The sequence below is a fragment of the Pseudonocardia halophobica genome (assembly GCF_027922425.1).
GTDB lineage: Bacteria > Actinomycetota > Actinomycetes > Mycobacteriales > Pseudonocardiaceae > Pseudonocardia > Pseudonocardia halophobica.
On the sequence record NZ_BSFQ01000014.1, the window covers coordinates 1 to 16,751 of the forward strand.

14 protein-coding genes are annotated in these 16,751 nt (G+C 73.5%); 6 read left to right on the forward strand and 8 right to left on the reverse strand.

Features of this window, described 5'->3' with window-relative positions:
• The 3 genes from PKE99_RS17560 to PKE99_RS17570 all read right to left on the reverse strand — a co-directional run.
• Positions 1-298, reverse strand: a 298-nt coding sequence (locus PKE99_RS17560) for an acyl-CoA dehydrogenase family protein (protein ID WP_271214888.1), incomplete at its 3' end; no start/stop codon positions are given.
• Positions 299-755: 457 nt separating this feature from the next.
• Positions 756-2,690, reverse strand: coding sequence for an ABC transporter ATP-binding protein (locus PKE99_RS17565; RefSeq protein ID WP_081924349.1), 1,935 nt, complete (start codon positions 2,688-2,690; stop codon positions 756-758).
• A gap of 62 nt (positions 2,691-2,752) precedes the next feature.
• Complete coding sequence (locus tag PKE99_RS17570; protein WP_037048256.1) at positions 2,753-4,486, reverse strand: ABC transporter ATP-binding protein; 1,734 nt, start codon at positions 4,484-4,486, stop codon at positions 2,753-2,755.
• A 272-nt stretch (positions 4,487-4,758) separates the two neighbouring features.
• On the opposite strand from PKE99_RS17570, the gene PKE99_RS17575 reads away from it, so the two are divergent.
• Both PKE99_RS17575 and PKE99_RS17580 read left to right on the forward strand, forming a co-directional pair.
• The gene (locus tag PKE99_RS17575; protein WP_037048254.1) at positions 4,759-6,225 is read left to right on the forward strand and encodes a T6SS phospholipase effector Tle1-like catalytic domain-containing protein; all 1,467 of its coding nucleotides are present in this window, start codon (positions 4,759-4,761) and stop codon (positions 6,223-6,225) included.
• Between the two features lie 37 nt (positions 6,226-6,262).
• Entirely contained in the window at positions 6,263-6,976 is a 714-nt protein-coding gene (locus PKE99_RS17580; RefSeq protein WP_197040722.1) for a dienelactone hydrolase family protein, read from the forward strand.
• Here PKE99_RS17580 and PKE99_RS17585 read toward each other — a convergent pair whose 3' ends face one another.
• Entirely contained in the window at positions 6,977-7,825 is an 849-nt protein-coding gene (locus PKE99_RS17585) for a dioxygenase family protein (RefSeq protein ID WP_037048250.1), read from the reverse strand. It lies immediately after the preceding gene.
• A 125-nt stretch (positions 7,826-7,950) separates the two neighbouring features.
• Between PKE99_RS17585 and PKE99_RS17590 the strand changes: the two genes are divergently transcribed.
• Positions 7,951-8,922 (forward strand): aldo/keto reductase, encoded by a 972-nt coding sequence (locus tag PKE99_RS17590; RefSeq protein WP_037048246.1) that lies wholly within the window; start codon positions 7,951-7,953, stop codon positions 8,920-8,922.
• Between the two features lie 4 nt (positions 8,923-8,926).
• On the opposite strand, the gene PKE99_RS17595 is transcribed toward PKE99_RS17590, so the two are convergent.
• Positions 8,927-10,585, reverse strand: coding sequence for an ABC transporter ATP-binding protein (locus PKE99_RS17595; protein WP_269323031.1), 1,659 nt, complete (start codon positions 10,583-10,585; stop codon positions 8,927-8,929).
• A 235-nt stretch (positions 10,586-10,820) separates the two neighbouring features.
• Between PKE99_RS17595 and PKE99_RS17600 the strand changes: the two genes are divergently transcribed.
• The gene (locus PKE99_RS17600) at positions 10,821-11,318 is read left to right on the forward strand and encodes a MarR family winged helix-turn-helix transcriptional regulator (RefSeq protein ID WP_063739803.1); all 498 of its coding nucleotides are present in this window, start codon (positions 10,821-10,823) and stop codon (positions 11,316-11,318) included.
• Entirely contained in the window at positions 11,315-11,818 is a 504-nt protein-coding gene (locus PKE99_RS17605; RefSeq protein ID WP_037048242.1) for an SRPBCC family protein, read from the forward strand. The genes PKE99_RS17600 and PKE99_RS17605 overlap by 4 nt, the downstream gene beginning before the upstream one ends.
• 65 nt (positions 11,819-11,883) lie before the next feature.
• On the opposite strand, the gene PKE99_RS17610 is transcribed toward PKE99_RS17605, so the two are convergent.
• Positions 11,884-13,170, reverse strand: a complete 1,287-nt coding sequence (locus tag PKE99_RS17610) for a Glu/Leu/Phe/Val dehydrogenase dimerization domain-containing protein (RefSeq protein ID WP_231498293.1) — start codon at positions 13,168-13,170, stop codon at positions 11,884-11,886.
• Between the two features lie 211 nt (positions 13,171-13,381).
• Here PKE99_RS17610 and PKE99_RS17615 point away from each other — a divergent pair, with 211 nt between their 5' ends.
• On the forward strand, positions 13,382-14,371 hold the full coding sequence (locus tag PKE99_RS17615; protein WP_051737747.1) for a LysR family transcriptional regulator: 990 nt from the start codon (positions 13,382-13,384) through the stop codon (positions 14,369-14,371).
• Positions 14,372-14,374: 3 nt separating this feature from the next.
• Here PKE99_RS17615 and PKE99_RS17620 read toward each other — a convergent pair whose 3' ends face one another.
• Both PKE99_RS17620 and PKE99_RS17625 read right to left on the reverse strand, forming a co-directional pair.
• Positions 14,375-15,337 (reverse strand): MBL fold metallo-hydrolase, encoded by a 963-nt coding sequence (locus PKE99_RS17620; RefSeq protein ID WP_271214889.1) that lies wholly within the window; start codon positions 15,335-15,337, stop codon positions 14,375-14,377.
• 13 nt (positions 15,338-15,350) lie between these two features.
• On the reverse strand, positions 15,351-16,679 hold the full coding sequence (locus tag PKE99_RS17625; protein WP_037048240.1) for an MFS transporter: 1,329 nt from the start codon (positions 16,677-16,679) through the stop codon (positions 15,351-15,353).
• Between the last annotated feature and the right edge of the window lie 72 nt (positions 16,680-16,751).

Genomic DNA, 16,751 nt, shown 5'->3' on the forward strand with positions numbered 1-16,751 from the left:
CGAACGCCAGCAGCAGCTTCGCGACCACCGTGTGCCCACCCATCGCCCCGGCCAGCGACATCCAGCCCCGCGCCAACTCGGCGGTGACCAGCGCATAGCAGGGCATCGACACCGGGGCCTCGCCCCACGGCTCCGGGATCGCGAGCCCGTAGATCCCGAGCTCCTTCATCTGCTCGATGAGCTTCTCGGGGTACTCGTTCGCGTGCTCGAGGTCCCGGACGACGGGCTTCACCTCGCGGTCGACCCAGTCCCGCACCGTCTCGACGACGGCCCGCTCCTCGGTGCTCAACGTGCTCATGCTCGGACCCCTCGTCGCGCCTCTCAGGATTCTGCAGAATATAGAAGCCGGTGCCGCAGCCCGGCCAGGCCGTGCCGGTGTGAGACCGTCCACCCTGCCCCCGCCCGCGGACGTCCGCACCCGCTGGGCCCGGGCCGCCCCTCGACCGTGCGGCCCCGACCCGCGATCATGGCGGCGTTCCGGCGACCGGAGGTGCCCGTGCCCGAACCCCAGGCGGTCCTCGCCCCGCTGACCGAGAGCGCCGTGTTTCCCACGCTCGTGGTCGAGCCGGGCGGCGAGGCCGCCCGCCCGGCGCACCCTGCACCCCTTCCGCGAGCTCACCGGCGAGCGGCACCACGCGCCGGCCACCCCGGCGACCTGTTCCTGCACATCCGGGCCCGGCGCACCTACCTGCTTCGAGCTGGCCCGGCGGATCGTCGCGCTGTCGGAGCGTGCTCGAACAGCCCTGGAGTCCCGCTCAGTCCTGCGCGGCCGCGCCGGCGAACTGGGCCTGGTAGAGCCGGTGGTACGCGCCGCCCGCGGCGAGCAGCTCCTCGTGCGTGCCCTGCTCGACGATCGAGCCCTCCTCCATGACCAGGATCAGGTCCGCGTCGCGGATCGTGGAGAGCCGGTGGGCGATCACGAAGCTGGTGCGCTCGGCGCGCAGCGCCGCCATGGCCCGCTGCACCAGCAGCTCGGTGCGGGTGTCGACGGAGCTGGTGGCCTCGTCGAGGATCAGCAGCGAGGGATCGGCGAGGAAGGCCCGTGCGATCGTGATCAGCTGCTTCTCCCCCGCGCTGACGCCGGTGCCCTCCTCGTCGATCACCGTGTCGTAGCCCCCGGGCAGGCTGCGGACGAACCGGTCGACGTAGGTGGCGCGGGCCGCGGCGAGGATCTCCTCCTCGGTGGCGCCCGGGCGGCCGTAGGCGATGTTGTCCCGGATCGTGCCGTGGAAGAGCCACGTGTCCTGCAGGACCATGCCGATCCCGGAGCGCAGGTCGGCGCGCGCCATGCGGGCGGTGTCGACGCCGTCGAGCGTGATCCGGCCGGCGTCGAGCTCGTAGAACCGCAGCACCAGGTTCACCAGCGTGGTCTTGCCCGCGCCGGTGGGCCCGACGATCGCGACGGTCTGGCCGGGCTCGGCGACCAGCGAGAGGTCCGTGATCAGCGGGCGGTCGGGCTCGTACCGGAACGAGACGTGCTCGAACGCGACCCGGCCGCGGCGCTCGGTGCGCACCTCGGGCACCGCCGGGTCCGGGGTCTGCTCCTCGGCGTCGAGCAGCTCGAACACCCGCTCGGCCGACGCCACCCCGGACTGCAGCAGGTTGGCCATCGACGCGGCCTGGGTGAGCGGCTGGGTGAACTGCCGGGAGTACTGGACGAACGCCTGGACGTCCCCCAGCGTGAGCGAGCCCGAGGCCACCCGCAGCCCGCCGATCACGGCCACGAGCACGTAGTTCAGGTTCCCGACGAACATCATCGACGGCATGATGATCCCGGAGATGAACTGGGCCCGGAAGCTCGCGCCGAAGAGGTTCGCGTTCTTCTCCTCGAACTGCGCCTCGACCTCGGCCCGCCGGCCGAACACCCGCACCAGCTCGTGCCCGGTGAAGGCCTCCTCGATGTGCCCGTTGAGGATGCCGGTGTTGCGCCACTGCGCCACGAACTGCGTCTGTGAGCGCCGCCCGATGGCCCGGGTGAGCCAGATCGACACCGGCACGGTGATCAGCGCGATCAGCGCGAGCAGCGGCGAGATCACGAGCATCATGGCCAGCACGCCGACGATCGTGAGCAGCGAGGTCAGCAGCTGGCTCAACGTCTGCTGCAGCGACTGCTGCACGTTGTCGATGTCGTTGGTGACCCGGCTGAGCACCTCGCCGCGCTGCCGGCCGTCGAAGTACCGCAACGGCAGCCGGTGGATCTTGTCCTCGACCTCGCGGCGCAGCTGGAACACCGTGCGCTGCACGATCCCGTTGAGCAGGTAGCCCTGCGCGTAGGAGAACGCCGACGCCGCCAGGTAGATCGCGAGCACGGCGAGCAGCACCAGGCCGAGCGCACCGAAGTCGATCCCCTGCCCCGGCACGACGCCCTGGCTCTCGATGAGCGTGGCGACGGTGTCGTTGCCGGCCAGGCGCGCCTGCTCGGCGGCCTCGGCCGCGGTGAGCCCCGCGGGCAGCTGCGCGCCGATCACGCCCGCGAAGATCACGTCCGTGGCGTGCCCGAGGATCCGCGGCCCGACGACGTTGAGCGTCACGCTGATCACGCCCAGCGCGACGACGAGCAGCACGCCGAGCCGCTCCGGCGCGAGCCGGCCGATCAGCCGCCTGGCCGACGGCCCGAACGTCGCGGCCTTCTCGGCGGGCTGGCCGATGCCGGCCCAGGGCGGTCCGCCGCCGCGGCGCTGGGCGGCCATGCCGCGGGCGGCGGAGACGGTGTCCGCGTCCTGCCGGGGGCGGCCGCCGGGGGCGGTGGTGGTCACGCGGCCTCCTCGACACCGAGCTGGGACTCGACGATCTCGGCGTAGGTGGGGCAGTCCGCCAGCAGCTCCTCGTGCCGTCCGACGCCGACGACCACGCCGTCGTCGAGCACGACGATCCGGTCCGCCGCCGCCACCGTGGACACCCGCTGGGCCACGACCACCACGGTCGCCGCGGCCGTGACCGGGACCAGCGCGGCCCGCAGCCGGGCGTCCGTGGCGAGGTCGAGGGCGGAGAACGAGTCGTCGAACAGGTAGATCGGCGGCCGCTTGACCAGGGCCCGGGCGATGGCGAGCCGCTGCCGCTGACCGCCGGAGACGTTCGTGCCGCCCTGCGAGATCGGCGAGTCCAGACCCTCCGGCATGGCGCGCACGAAGTCCTCGGCCTGCGCGATCCGCAGTGCCTCCCACAGCTGCTCGTCCGTGGCCGCCGGGTCGCCGTACCGCAGGTTGCTCGCGACCGTGCCGGAGAACAGGTAGGGCTTCTGCGGCACCAGCCCGATCCGCCGCCAGAGCTCCTCGGGGTCGAGGTCGCGCACGTCGACCCCGTCGACCAGCACCGCGCCCTCGGTGACGTCGAACAGCCGCGGGACCAGCGAGAGCAGCGTGGTCTTGCCCGCGCCGGTGCTGCCGATGATCGCCGTGGTCTCTCCCGGCCGCGCGACCAGGTCGATCCCGCGCAGGACCGGCTCGGCCGCCCCGGGGTAGCGGAAGGTGGCCGCGCGGAACTCCAGCACGCCCTCGACGGCCTCCGGGACGACCGGCTGCGGCGGCGGCGAGACCGACGACTCCGTGTCGAGCACCTCGGTGATCCGCTCGGCGCAGACGGCGGCGCGCGGCACCATGATCGCCATGAACGTGGCCATCATGACGGCCATGAGGATCTGCAGCAGGTAGGCCAGGAACGCCGTGAGGGCCCCGATCTGCATCTCCCCCGCGTCGATCCGGATCGCCCCGAACCAGAGCACGGCCACGCTCGACGCGTTGAGCACCAGCATCACGATCGGGAAGATCAGCGCCTGGAGCCGGCCCGCGGCCGTGGCCACCGCCGTGACCTCGCGGTTGACCACGCCGAACCGGGCCCGCTCGTGCGGCTCGCGGACGAAGGCCCGCACCACGCGGATGCCGGTGATCTGCTCGCGGAGCACGCGGTTGACGGCGTCGATCCGCTCCTGCAGCAGCCGGAACTTCGGCACCATCCGCACCACGACCGCGCCGATGCTCAGGGCCAGCACGGGCACCGAGACCGCGACCAGCCACGACAGGCCGGCGTCCTCCTGCAGCGCCATGACCACGCCGCCGACGCACATGATCGGCGCCGACACGAGCATGGTGCAGCTCACCAGCACCAGCATCTGCACCTGTTGCACGTCGTTCGTGCTGCGGGTGATCAGCGACGGCGCCCCGAAGCGGTTCACCTCGCGCACCGAGAACTCGCCGACCCGGTGGAAGACGGCCGCCCGCACGTCCCGCCCGAAGCCCATCGCCGTGTGGGAGCCGAACCAGACCGCGGCGATCGAGCAGACGACCTGGATCAGCGAGACCACGAGCATCCAGCCGCCGGTGCCGAGGATGTGGCCGGTGTCGCCGCGGGCGATCCCGCGGTCGATGATGTCCGCGTTGAGGCTGGGCAGGTAGAGCGCCGCCATCGTCCCGATCAGCTGCAGGACGACGACGAGGGCGAGCGGCCTGCGGAAGGGTTGCAGGTACCGCCGCAGCAGGCGCAGCAACATGCGTCGACACACCCCTGTCGTGAGTGGCCCGCCGCGGGCGGACGTGTGGTGGGGAGGCCGACGATAGCCGCGGGGTCCGACGGTTCCGGCGGACGATCGTCGCGCCGTGCAACAGTAGTCCGTCCGGGGCAGCGGGCCGACCGGATTTCCCGACCATGGACTTCCGGACTACGTAGTTGTCGCACTGGCCGGGGCCGCCGGGCGGGCGGGACCCTCGGGGGCAGTGATCGGAACGGCGCTGATCGGGCACCGTTCGGGACCGGGGAGGTCGGATGCGTCGGCTCGTGGTGTGCTGCGACGGCACCTGGCAGAACGTCGCCGCGGACAGCAACGTGGCCCGGCTGCACCGGGCGCACCGCCCCGGGCCGGGCTCGCCGCCGGCGAAGTACGTGCCCGGCGTCGGCACGGCGTCGCTCGACCCGGTCGGCAACCTGCGGGCCGGGCTGACCGGCGCCGGCCTCGACCGGTCGATCACGGACGGGTACCGGTTCCTGGTCGACACCTACCGGCCCGGCGACCGGATCTCGCTGTTCGGCTTCAGCCGCGGCGCCTACACCGCGCGCAGCCTGAGCGGGATGGTCGGCCGGGTCGGCATCGTCGACGGGACCGGGCTCGACCCCGCCGCCCGCGACGACGCCGTCCGGCGCGCCTACCGGCGGTACCGGGACCTGCGGAACCATTCGGACGACCCGGACTGGAGCACGGGGCTCGTCCTGGCCTACGAGCCGGACGAGCCGACGTCGCCGATCGAGTTCGTGGGCGTCTGGGACACCGTCGGCGCGCTCGGCATCCCGGTCTACGTGGGGATCCCCGACCTGGTGCACTCCCGCGAGCACTACACGTTCCTCGACGTCACGCTGGACCGCCGGATCCCGGTCGCCCGGCACGCCGTGTCGCTCGACGAGCTCCGCGGCCCGTTCCGCCCCACGCTGTGGGACCCGCCCGCGCCGGGGCAGGACATGAAGCAGGTCTGGTTCCCGGGCGACCACGGGGACGTCGGCGGCGGGTACCGCGAGAAGGGGCTCAGCGACACCGCGCTGGCCTGGATGGCGGCCGAGGCCGCGCACCTGACCTTCGACCTGGCGGCGGTGACCGGGTTCGCCCCGTCGGCCACGGCGCCGTCGCACACGATGGCGGACGGGCTGGTGGGCGCGGCACTGGAGATCGCCTTCCAGCCGCGCCCGCGGACCGTGCCGCGGGTCGACGCGGCCCGGCCCGAGCCTGCCGTGTCGGACGTGGCGCTGCAGCGGCAGGCCGCGCAGGGCTACCGCAGCACGACGACCCTCGCCGCCGGGCAGTCGGCCCGGCTCACCGTCCCCGCGGACTGCGCATGGACCGCGACCGGCCTGTGGCTGGAGAAGGGCGAGTACCGGTTCACCGCGGAGGGCCGCTGGACGAGCGCGGGGCGGTCGTGCGGGCCGGAGGGCGGCCCGGGGCGTTCCGGGGCGCTGGGCGGGGTGTTCTCCGGGCTGGAGCGGGTCCTGCGGCGGGTGTCGGGCAACGACCGCGCGGAGCTCGCCTTCACCCGCCGGCACGACGACCTGCCGTGGCTCTGCCTGGTCGGGTCGGTGGCGGACGCCCCGAGCCCGGACGCCGACGACACGGTGATCGCGATCGGGGCGGGCACGACGGCCGAGGTCCCGGCCGAGGGCTACCTGTACGCCTACCCGAACGACGCCCTGGGCTGCTACGGCAACAACTCCGGCGAGATCACGGTCGAGGTGGAGCGGCTGTCCTGATCGGACGGGCGCGCTACCGTGCCTCCTCGTGACCGACATCGACCTCACCGCGCGGGCCGCGGCGACCGGCGGCTCCCCCACCCTCCGCGGGTACCTGGCGACACCGGAGGGCGAGGGGCCGTGGCCGGGCGTGGTCGTGGTGCACGAGGCCTTCGGGCTCGACGACGAGATGCGCCGGCACGCCGACCGGCTCGCCGCCCGGGGCTACCTGGCGCTGGCGCCGGACCTGTTCAGCGCGGGCGGCGCCCGGAAGTGCCTGGTCTCGACCTTCCGCGCCCTGTTCTCCGGTCGGGGTCGCGCGTTCGCCGACATCGAGGCCGCCCGGGCCGAGCTGACCGCGCGGGACGACTGCACCGGCAAGGTCGGTGTGATCGGCTTCTGCATGGGCGGCGGGTTCGCGCTGCTCACGGCCTCGCGGGGGTTCGACGCGTCCTCGGTCAACTACGGCCAGCTGCCCAAGGACCTCGACGCCGCGGTGGCCGGGGCGTGCCCGATCGTGGGCAGCTTCGGGGCGAAGGACATCTCGCTCAAGGGCGCCGCCGGGAAGCTGGAGGCGGCCCTGACCCGGGCCGGTGTGCCGCACGACGTCGCCGAGTACCCGGCCGCCAACCACTCGTTCCTCAACGAGCGGCAGAACGGGCCCCGCGCCCTGCGCCCGCTGCTGCGGGTCACGGGCATGGGGCCCGAGCCGGAGAGCGCCGCCGACGCGTGGCGGCGCATCGACGCCTTCTTCCGGCAGCACCTGGCTTGATCAGGCGGCGGCGAAGGAGCGCTTGGACAGGCCCCACCAGAACCCGTCGATCGTCGCCTCGCGCGGCGCCTCGGGATCGGTGGAGGCGCCGAGGGTCACGAAGAGCGGGGTGAAGTGCTCGACGGTCGGGTGCGCGTAGGGCATGCCGGGCGCCTTGGCGCGGTAGGCCGCCAGCTCGTCGACGTCGCCGCGGCGCAGGGCCTCCGCGGCCCACGCGTCGAACTGGCGCGACCATCCGGGCGCGGCGCCGCCGGTGATCGCCTGGCGGGTGAGGAAGGGCAGCCCGTGCGTGGTGAAGCCGGAGCCGATCACCAGCACGCCCTCCTCGCGCAGCGCGCGCAGCTTCCCGCCGAGGCCCAGCAAGGTCGTCGGGTCGGCGGTGGGCAGGCTCAGCTGCAGCACCGGGATGTCCGCCTCGGGGTACATGACCTTGAGCGGCACCCAGGCCCCGTGGTCGAGCCCGCGGCCGGTCTCGTGGACGTTCTCGCTGCTCAGCGCGCCGACGACCCGCCGGGCGAGCGCACTCGCCTCCGGGGTGTCGTAGCGCATCCGGTAGTACGTCGGGTCGAAGCCGCCGAAGTCGTAGACCGGAGTGACGTGCGCGGCGCTGCTGGAGATCGCGAGCGGTGCCTCCTCCCAGTGCGCCGACACGATGAGCACGGACTTCGGCCGCGGCATCGAGCGCGCCCAGCTGAACAGCTCCGCCATCCACGCCGGGTCCTCGAACAGCGGCGGGGCGCCGTGGCTCAGGTAGAGGGCGGGCAGCGGCCCGTCGGCCGGCGTCCACGCGGCGTGCTCGCCGGCCCGCGCGACCCGGGCGAGGTGCGTCTCGTAGGGGTGCACGGGCATCTCGCACTCCGTTCGTACCTTTTATTCAATGTTCAACTGAACTCTCAACCAAGATAGGTCGCGCCGGGACGACTGTCAAAGGCCGAGATCGGGAAGGCCTGGGGAGACAGCCGGGAGGAGGACGTATGCAGTACGTGAAGCTGGGATCGACCGGCCTGGACGTCTCGCGCATCTGTCTGGGGGCGATGAGCTTCGGCGAGCCCGGGCGCGGTCGGCACGACTGGACGCTCGGCGAGGACGACGCGCGACCGATCATCCTGCGCGCGTTCGAGGCCGGGGTGAACTTCGTCGACACCGCCAACGTGTACTCCGCGGGCGGCAGCGAGGAGATCCTCGGGAAGGTCCTGGCCGAGTACGGGCACCGGGACGAGATCGTGCTGGCCACCAAGGTCAACGGCCGGATGCGGCCCGGGCCCAACGGGCAGGGCCTGTCGCGCAAGGCGATCCTCAGCGAGCTCGACGCCAGCCTGCGCCGGCTCGGCGTGGACCACGTGGACCTCTACCAGATCCACCGGTGGGACCCGCACACGCCGATCGAGGTCACGATGGAGGCGCTGCACGACGTCGTGAAGGCGGGCAAGGCGCTGCACATCGGGGCGTCGTCGATGTGGGCCTGGCAGTTCGCGAAGGCCCAGCACACCGCCGAGCGGCACGGCTGGACGCCCTTCGCGACCATGCAGAACCACTACAACCTGCTCTACCGCGAGGAGGAGCGGGAGATGCTGCCGCTGTGCGTCGACCAGGGCGTCGGCGTGATCCCGTGGAGCCCGCTGGCCCGCGGGCGGCTGACCCGGGCCTGGGACGCGACCACGGCGCGCACCGAGACGGACGAGTTCGGCCGCAGCCTCTACCGGGACGAGGACCGCGAGATCGTGGACCGGGTCCTGGAGCTCGCGGAGCGCCGGGGGTTACTGCCGGCGCAGATCGGGCTGGCGTGGCTGCTGAGCAAGCCCACGGTGACCGCGCCGATCGTCGGGGCCACCAAGCGGCAGCACCTCGAGGACGCGCTCTCCGCCGTCGACGTCACGCTGTCGGCGGAGGAGGTCGCGTTCCTCGAGGAGCCGTACCGGCCGCACGAGGTGGCCGGCTTCGCGTGAGCGCTCACGCGGCGAGGGTGGCGTAGCGGCCGCGGTCGGCCACCAGCGCGTCGTGCGTCCCCCGCTCGACGACGCGGCCGTGGTCCAGCACGGCGATCTCGTCGGCGTCGCGGACCGTGGAGAGCCGGTGCGCGATGGTGATGGTGGTGCGGCCCTTCGCCAGCTCGGTGAAGGCGCGCTGAACCGCCCGCTCGGTCTCCGTGTCGAGGGCGCTGGTGGCCTCGTCGAGGACCAGCACCTTCGGGTCGCGCAGCAGCGTGCGGGCGATCGCGATCCGCTGCTTCTCGCCGCCGGAGAACCGGTACCCGCGGGAGCCGACGACCGTGTCGTAGCCCTCGGGCAGGCTCGCGATCAGGTCGTGGACTTGGGCGGCCCGGGCGGCGGCCTCGATCTCGGCGTCCGTGGCCTCGGGCCTGGCGTGCCGCAGGTTCTCCCGCACGGTGGAGTGCAGCAGGTAGGCCTCCTGGCTCACCACGCCGACGATCCGGGCGAGGTCGGCCAGGCGCAGGTCCCGGACGTCGACACCGTCGATCGTGATCCGTCCGGCATCGGGGTCGCGCAGCCGCGGGACCAGCGAGGCCAGGGTCGACTTGCCGGAGCCGGTCTCCCCCACCAGGGCGAGGGTGGTGCCGGCGGGCACGTCGAGGTTCACGCCCGCGACGGCCGCGGTGTCGCTGCCCGGGTAGGCGAAGGTCACGTCCTCGAAGCGGACGTGCCCGCGCACCCGGGCGGGGTCGACGGCGACGGGCTCGGCCGGGTCGTCGACCTCGACCGGCAGATCCAGGTACTCGAAGATCCGGGCGAACAGGGCCAGCGAGCCGACCAGCGAGACGCCGACGTCGAGCAGGCCCGTGAGCGGCCGGAACAGGCTGCCCTGCAGGCTCGTGAAGGCGATCAATGTGCCGACGGTCATCGCGCCCGCGGTGATCGGCAGGCCGGCGGACAGGTAGATCACCGCGGGGATCGCGGCGAAGATGATGCTCATCGTGGCCATCCGCCAGCGGCCGGCCAGCTGGCTGCGCAGCTCGAGGTCGACCAGCCGCTCGGACGACGCGGTGAAGCGGTCGACGAGGGCCGGGCCGGCGCCGAGGGTCTTGCTCAGCTGGATGCCGGAGATCGAGAGGCCCTCCTCGATCGTCACGTTGAGGTCGGCGAGCTCGCGCTGCTGGCGCGCGGTGATGCTGCGGCGCATCCGGGCGACACGGCGGGACAGCAGGATCGCGGGCGGCAGCACGAGCAGCGAGATCAGCGTGAGCTGCCAGGACAGGGCGACCATCGCGACCAGGGTGGCGACGGTCGTGGTCAGGTTCGACGCGATCGACGTGGCCGTGGAGGTGACCACGGACTGCATGCCGCCGATGTCGTTGGTGATGCGGGACTGCACCTCGCCGGTACGGGTGCGAGTGAAGAAGCCGAGCGACTGGCGCTGCAGGTGCGCGAAGACGTCCGTGCGCAGCCGGTGCATCACCTGCTGGCCGACCCGCGTCGAGATCCAGGTCTGGACCACACCGAAGGCGGCGGTCACGGCAGCGACGGCGACCATGCCGCCGACCAGCCAGGCCAGCAGCGGGACGTCGCGGTTCGGCAGGGCGACGTCGAGCACCTCGCGGAGCAGGAAGGGCGAGGCCATGCCCACCACGGACGAGGCGACGATGATCGCCACGACCAGCGCGAGCGGCCCGCGGTACGGGGTGAAGAGCCGGCCGATCCGGCGCAGCGAGACCTCGCGGGCCTGCTGCTTCTCCGCGGCCGACGGGGCGCGTCGGCCCGGGCGCTCGGGACGGTCCGGGCGGCCTGGGCGTGGTGTGTCTGCGGATCCAAGTGCGTGTCCCCTCTCGACGTTTGCTGAGGTTACCTCAACATGAGGGAACAACACGAACCGCTGGTACGGTATTCCCGTGAGCGAGGGGGAGGAGACGCTGGCCGAGGCCTTCTGGGCCGTCGCGCGCATGCTCCGGGGCCGCAACAAGGAGGCGCTGGCGCCGTGGGACGTCACGCCCTCGCAGTTCCGGGCCGTCGCCACGCTGGCCCGGCACGGCCGGATGCGCCTGTCGACCCTCGCCGAGCACCTGCGGATCGCCCCGCGCTCGGCCACCGAGGTGGTCGACGACCTGCAGGAACGCGGCCTCGCCGAGCGTACGCCGGACCCGGCGGACCGGCGGGCCACGCTCGTCGCGCTCACCGCGAAGGGCGTCACGCTGGCCCACGAGGTCCGGGCGGCGCGGCAGGCCGAGTCCGAGAGCCTGTTCGCCGGGCTGGACGAGCGGGACCGCGCGGACCTCGCCCGGATCCTGCGGACGCTGCGCGCCGCGGGGCCGGACGAGGCGGGCCGGGCCGTGCCGTCCGGCCGGGGTGATGTGCAGCCGCGAGCCAGAACGGGAACCTCGACGCCGTGAACCGCTTCACCACGACCACCGAGTCGGAGGCCGTCGTCGCCGCCGAGCGCGGCGACATCTGGGCCGTCCTCACCGACCCGGAGCTGCTCCCCCGGCTCACCCCTCTGCTGACCAGCATCGAGACCGACGGCGACCGCTGGCGGTGGAGCATGATGCGGCTGGCCGTCCTCGGCGTGGGGATCCAGCCGACCTTCACCGAGCGGATGCGCTTCACCGACGGGCCCGAGGAGTCCCGCATCGACTTCACCCACGAGCCGCCCCCGGACACCCACGAGTTCACCGGCGCCGAGGGCTGGTACCGGCTGCGGGACGCCGGGGGCGGCACGCACCTGGCGATCCGGCTGACCCTGCACGTCGAGCTGCCGCTCTCCCGGCTCGCCTCCCCCGCCGTCGTCGGGCTGATGAACGTCACGCTGCAGCGCACCGGGGACCGGTTCGTCACCAACCTCCTGCGCCACCTCGACGCCGACGAGGTCCCGGGCAGCCGCGTCACCCGCTGATCCGCCCTGACCACGCCGGCGGCCCCCGACCACGCTGTCGGGGGGCCGCCGGGCCTACGGGAACGTCATGGGATCACGAGCGCATACCGCCCCGCGGTGTCGTCGAGGTCGCTCACGGCGAGGCCGAGGCCGGTCAGCCGCGGCGGGACGCCGTCGGACACCCAGCGGTCCAGTAGCAGCCGGACCTTGTCGGCCATCTGCGTGCGCAACATCGTGAAGGACTCCTCGGCGGTCACGGCGTCGTCGCAGGTCATGCCGACCCGGCCGAGCAGCAGCCACCAGGCCCAAGCCGCCGCGCCCGCGTTGGCCACGAAGTCCGGTACCACCGGGACGCCGCGGGCGGCGAGCATGGCCTCGGCCTCCGGCGTGGTGGCGGCGTTCGCGGCCTCGACGACGACCTTGGCGGCCACGTCGTAGCTGTTGTCCGGGGTGATCGCGTAGGAGATCGCGGCCGGCACGAAGACGTCGGCCGGCAGCCCGACGACCGCGGAGCGGGGCAGGCGGGCGACGCCGGCGGGCAGCCGGGTGCGGTCGATCTCGCCGAAGCCGTCCCGCAGCTCGAGCAGGGCCGGGACGTCGAGGCCGTCCGGGTCGTAGAGGGTGCCGGCGGCGTCGGCCATCGCGACCACCCGCATGCCGGCCTCGTGCAGGTACCAGGCCGCGGCGCCGCCCATGGTGCCGATGCCCTGGATCGCGACGGTGGTGCCCTCGACGGCCCAGCCGAAGGCGGAGGCGGCGCCGAGGCAGGCGTGCGCCACGCCGTAGCCGCCGATGACGTCGCCGAGCAGGCCTCCGGGGACGCGCGCGTCGAGGCCTCGGCGGACACGCTCGAGGGTCGCCGCGGGGTCGGCCGAGCGCGAGATGGCCGCGTGGTACGACTGGCCGAGCCCGATCCGCTCGAACACCTCGTCGATCAGGTGCTGCGGCACGCCGAGGTCCTCGGCGGTCACCCAGTGGCCGTCGATCCACGGGCGCATGGCCTGGCAGAAGCGCTCCAGCACGCCGATCGCGCGCGGATCCTTCGGGTCGAAGTCGATGCCGCCCTTGGCCCCGCCGACGGGCAGGTCGAAGGCGGCGGTCTTCGCGGCCATGCCCCGGGCCAGGTCCTCGACCTCGGCCAGGGTGCAGCCGGCGCGCATGCGGGTGCCGCCGGTCGCGATGCCGGACCGCAGCGTGTGCACGACGAGGTGGCCGCGGGCGCCGGTGACGGGGTCGGTCCACGTCACGCGCAGGTAGGGCTCGCGGTCCCGCGGGGCGGGAGCGGCGGCCGCGGGAAGGACTGCGGGCACCGGCGCGGCCGGCACCTCGATCGGCGTTCCCAGCGGCCCCATCGGCTCCTGCATCGTGGTCACGTCGGCGGACCTCCCGGTCTGCTGCTCGGGGCACGACGGACCGCGCCGGGCCCGTCGGGGCGGCGGCGTGAGGGTCGTGCCGGGGTGGCCGGCGATCTCCGCCGGTGCCCCCACTGTGCGGCAGCGGCGCGGCCGGCGTCCATCAAGGAATCGTGGAGGATCGCGTTCACGGTTCCTGCACGAGCGGAACCGCCCGCCTACGGTGGGCGCCGTGGAGCTCTCCCTGTCGCGCCTGCGCATGCTCCGGGAGCTGCACCGGCGGGGCACGGTCACCGCCGCGGCGGCGGCCCTGCACTACACCGCGTCGGCCGTGTCGCAGCAGCTCGCCCAGCTGGAACGGGACGTCGGCGGCACCCTCTTCGAGCGGCTCGGCCGCCGGGTGCAGCTCACCGAGCTGGGCATGGTCCTCGCCGAGCACGCCGAGGAGATCCTGGCCTCGGTGGAGCGCGCCGAGCTCGCCGTCGAGGAGGCCCAGCAGGCCCGGTCGGTGCGGCTGACCGCCGGGGTCTGGGCCTCGGTGGCCTCCGGCCTGCTGCCCGACGCGCTGGCCTCGCTCGCCGCCGAGCACCCCGGCATCCAGGTGCGGACCCGCGAGCTCGCGCCCGAGGAGACCGCCGGCGCGGTCCGGGACGGCGCCCTCGACTTCTCGTTCGTGATCGACTACTCCGGGCACCCCATGTCCTGGGATCCCGCGCTGACCCGGGAGGTCGTGGCCGTCGAGCGGCTGTACGCGGCGGTCCCGGCCGGCACCGTGCCGGGCGCGACGGTCACCCTCGGCGAGCTGGCCGACCAGCCGTGGATCCTCGCCGGACCGCGCTCGCACTTCGGCCGCGCGGTGCGCGTCGCCTGCCGCCGCGCCGGCTTCGACCCCGCCACCACCCACGAGGTCGAGGAACAGTTCACCGCGCTGGCCCTGGTCGCGGCCGGACTCGGCGTCACGCTGGTCTCGGACCTCGGGCTGGTGCAGCGCCCGCCCGGCACGGACGACGCGATCGACGTCGTCGCCCTCACCGAGCCCGTCATGCGCACCGTCTCGATCGCCTACCGGACCAGGGCCACCCGGCGGCCCGCGCTGCACCTGGTGATCGCGGCGGTCCGGGAGGCGGCCGCGGCGAAGGGGCTGGGGGCGGAGGCGAGCTTCGGGCTGCCCGCCACGGACGGCGCTGCGGACCCGCACGGTCCGCGGCTGCCGCTCCCCTGACCGTCAGCCCTGCAGCTGGGCCCAGACCTCCTGGTCGCGCTCGGCCGTCCAGATGACGGGGCGCTCGACGCCGGACAGCTCGTCCCACAGCCGCGAGACGTCGAACGGCAGGCAGTGCTCGAAGATCGGCCAGTGCCCGTAGTCGTCCACCAGCGCCGCGTGCGTGGCCTCGAACGCCTCCTTCAGCGTCCCGCCCCGCTCCTGCACCCCGCCGACCTCGCGGATCATCACCTGCAGGAACCCGCGGGTCTGCTCGATCGCCGCGTCGACGGCCGCGCGGCCCTGGGTGACCGCGCCGCGCCCGCCGACGAGCTGCTCGGCGCCCACCGCCCTGACCCGGTCGAGGGTGCCGCCCGCCCAGTCCCGGTGGAACGCGTCGCCGGTGTACAGCGCCGCCTCGGCCTCGACGAGGTCGCCGGCGAAGAGGATCCTCTGCCGCGGCAGCCAGGCGGTGATGTCGCCCTCGGTGTGCCCGCGCCCGTGGTACTGCAGCACCAGGTCACCCCGGTCGCCCCCGAGGTCGATCGTCAGCCGGTCGGCGAACGTGAGCGTCGGCCACGTCAGCCCCGGCACCGAGTCCGCCGCCTCGGCCAGCCGCGGCATCCGCGCGAACTCGCTGGCCCAGTCCTCCTTGCCGCGCTCGGCGATCAGGGCCCGCGTGGTCTCGTGCGCGACGATGATCTCCGCGTCGAACGCGCTGGCCCCCAGCACCCGCACGGCGTGGTAGTGCGAGAGCACGAGGTAGCGGATCGGCTTGTCGGTGTGCTCGCGCAGCCGGGTCAGCCACTTCCGCGCGGCCACGGGCGTGGCCAGGGCCTCGAAGCAGACGAGGAAGTCCTCCCCCTCGACCGCCCCGATGTTCGGGTCGCCCTCGGCCGTGAGCGCGTAGACGCCGTCGGCCAGGATCTCGAGCGTCTGCTCCTTCGCGGCCAGGTCGGCCGACGAGGCGAAGGGCTTGGCGGCCATGGTGTCCTCCTGCTCAGCTCGCGGTGACGAAGGCTTCGCGCTCGGCGGGCGTGCCCTCGCGCAGGGCCAGCACCGCGGCCAGCGTGACCAGGCACATCAGGAACATGTAGGCGGAGACCGACAGCGAGGTCCCGGTGACCGCGATCAGCCAGGTCGCCAGCAGGGGCGCGAACCCGCCGCCCAGGATGGCACCGAACGCGTAGGCGAACGAGACGCCGGAGTAGCGGACCGGCGCCGGGAACATCTCCGCGTAGGTCGCGGCCTGCTGCCCGTAGGTGAGGCCGAGGCCGAAGGCCAGCACCACGACCGCGACGATCAGCAGCCCGACCGAGCGGGTGTCGAAGAGCAGGAAGAACGGGAAGCACCACGCGGCCAGCGCGACGATCCCGATCAGGTAGGTGCGCCGGCGCCCCCAGGTGTCCGACCAGCGCCCCGCCATCAGCGTGAACACGCCCCAGGCCACGGCCCCGACCATGCCGACGACCAGCATCGTCGTGCTGGAGAGCCCGAGCTGGCGCGTGCCGTAGGAGGTGATGAACGCGATGAGGATGTAGCCGATCATGTTGTTGGCGACGAACAGCCCGATCGCCACGAGCAGCTCGCGGCGGTTCTTCCGCAGCACCTCGGCCAGCGGGGCGGACCGGCGCTCGCGACGGTCCCGCAGGTCCTCGAACACCGGGCTCTCCGAGACCCGCGCCCGCACCCAGAACCCGACGACGATCAGCACGATCGACAGCAGGAACGGGATCCGCCAGCCCCACGCCTGGAACTGCTCCGGGGTGGTCGTCGCCGACACGGCGAAGAAGACGAGGTTGGCCAGCAGCAGCCCGATCGGCACGCCGATCTGCGGATAGGCGCCGTAGTAGCCGCGCCGCCCGGGCGGGGCGTGCTCGACCGACATCATCGCGGCGCCGCCCCACTCGCCACCGGCGGAGAGGCCCTGCAGCATCCGCAGGGCGACCAGCAGGATCGGGGCCGCGACGCCGATCGAGGCGTACGAGGGCAGCAGGCCGACGCCGACCGTCGACAGGCCCATCAGCAGCAGCGTGCCGACCAGCACCGGCTTGCGGCCGAACCGGTCGCCGAGGTGCCCGGACACCACGCCGCCGATCGGGCGGGCGATGAAGGAGACGCCGATCGTCGCGAAGGAGGCGAGCAGGGCCGCGGTGCCGTCGAGGCCCGGGAAGAACTGCTTGCCGAACACCAGGCCGGCGGCCGAGGCGTAGACGAAGAAGTCGTACCACTCGATGGTCGTGCCGACGAGGCTCGCGCCGATCACCCGGCGCAGCTGGCTCGACGGCGGGTGGACCGCCGAGGCGGCCGATCCCGGGGTCTGCGTCATCGGAAGTCCCCTCGTTCCCGGCGCTGGGAAAACGGTCAAAGCCTTGACCGTGCGGAACGGTAACCCGTCCCG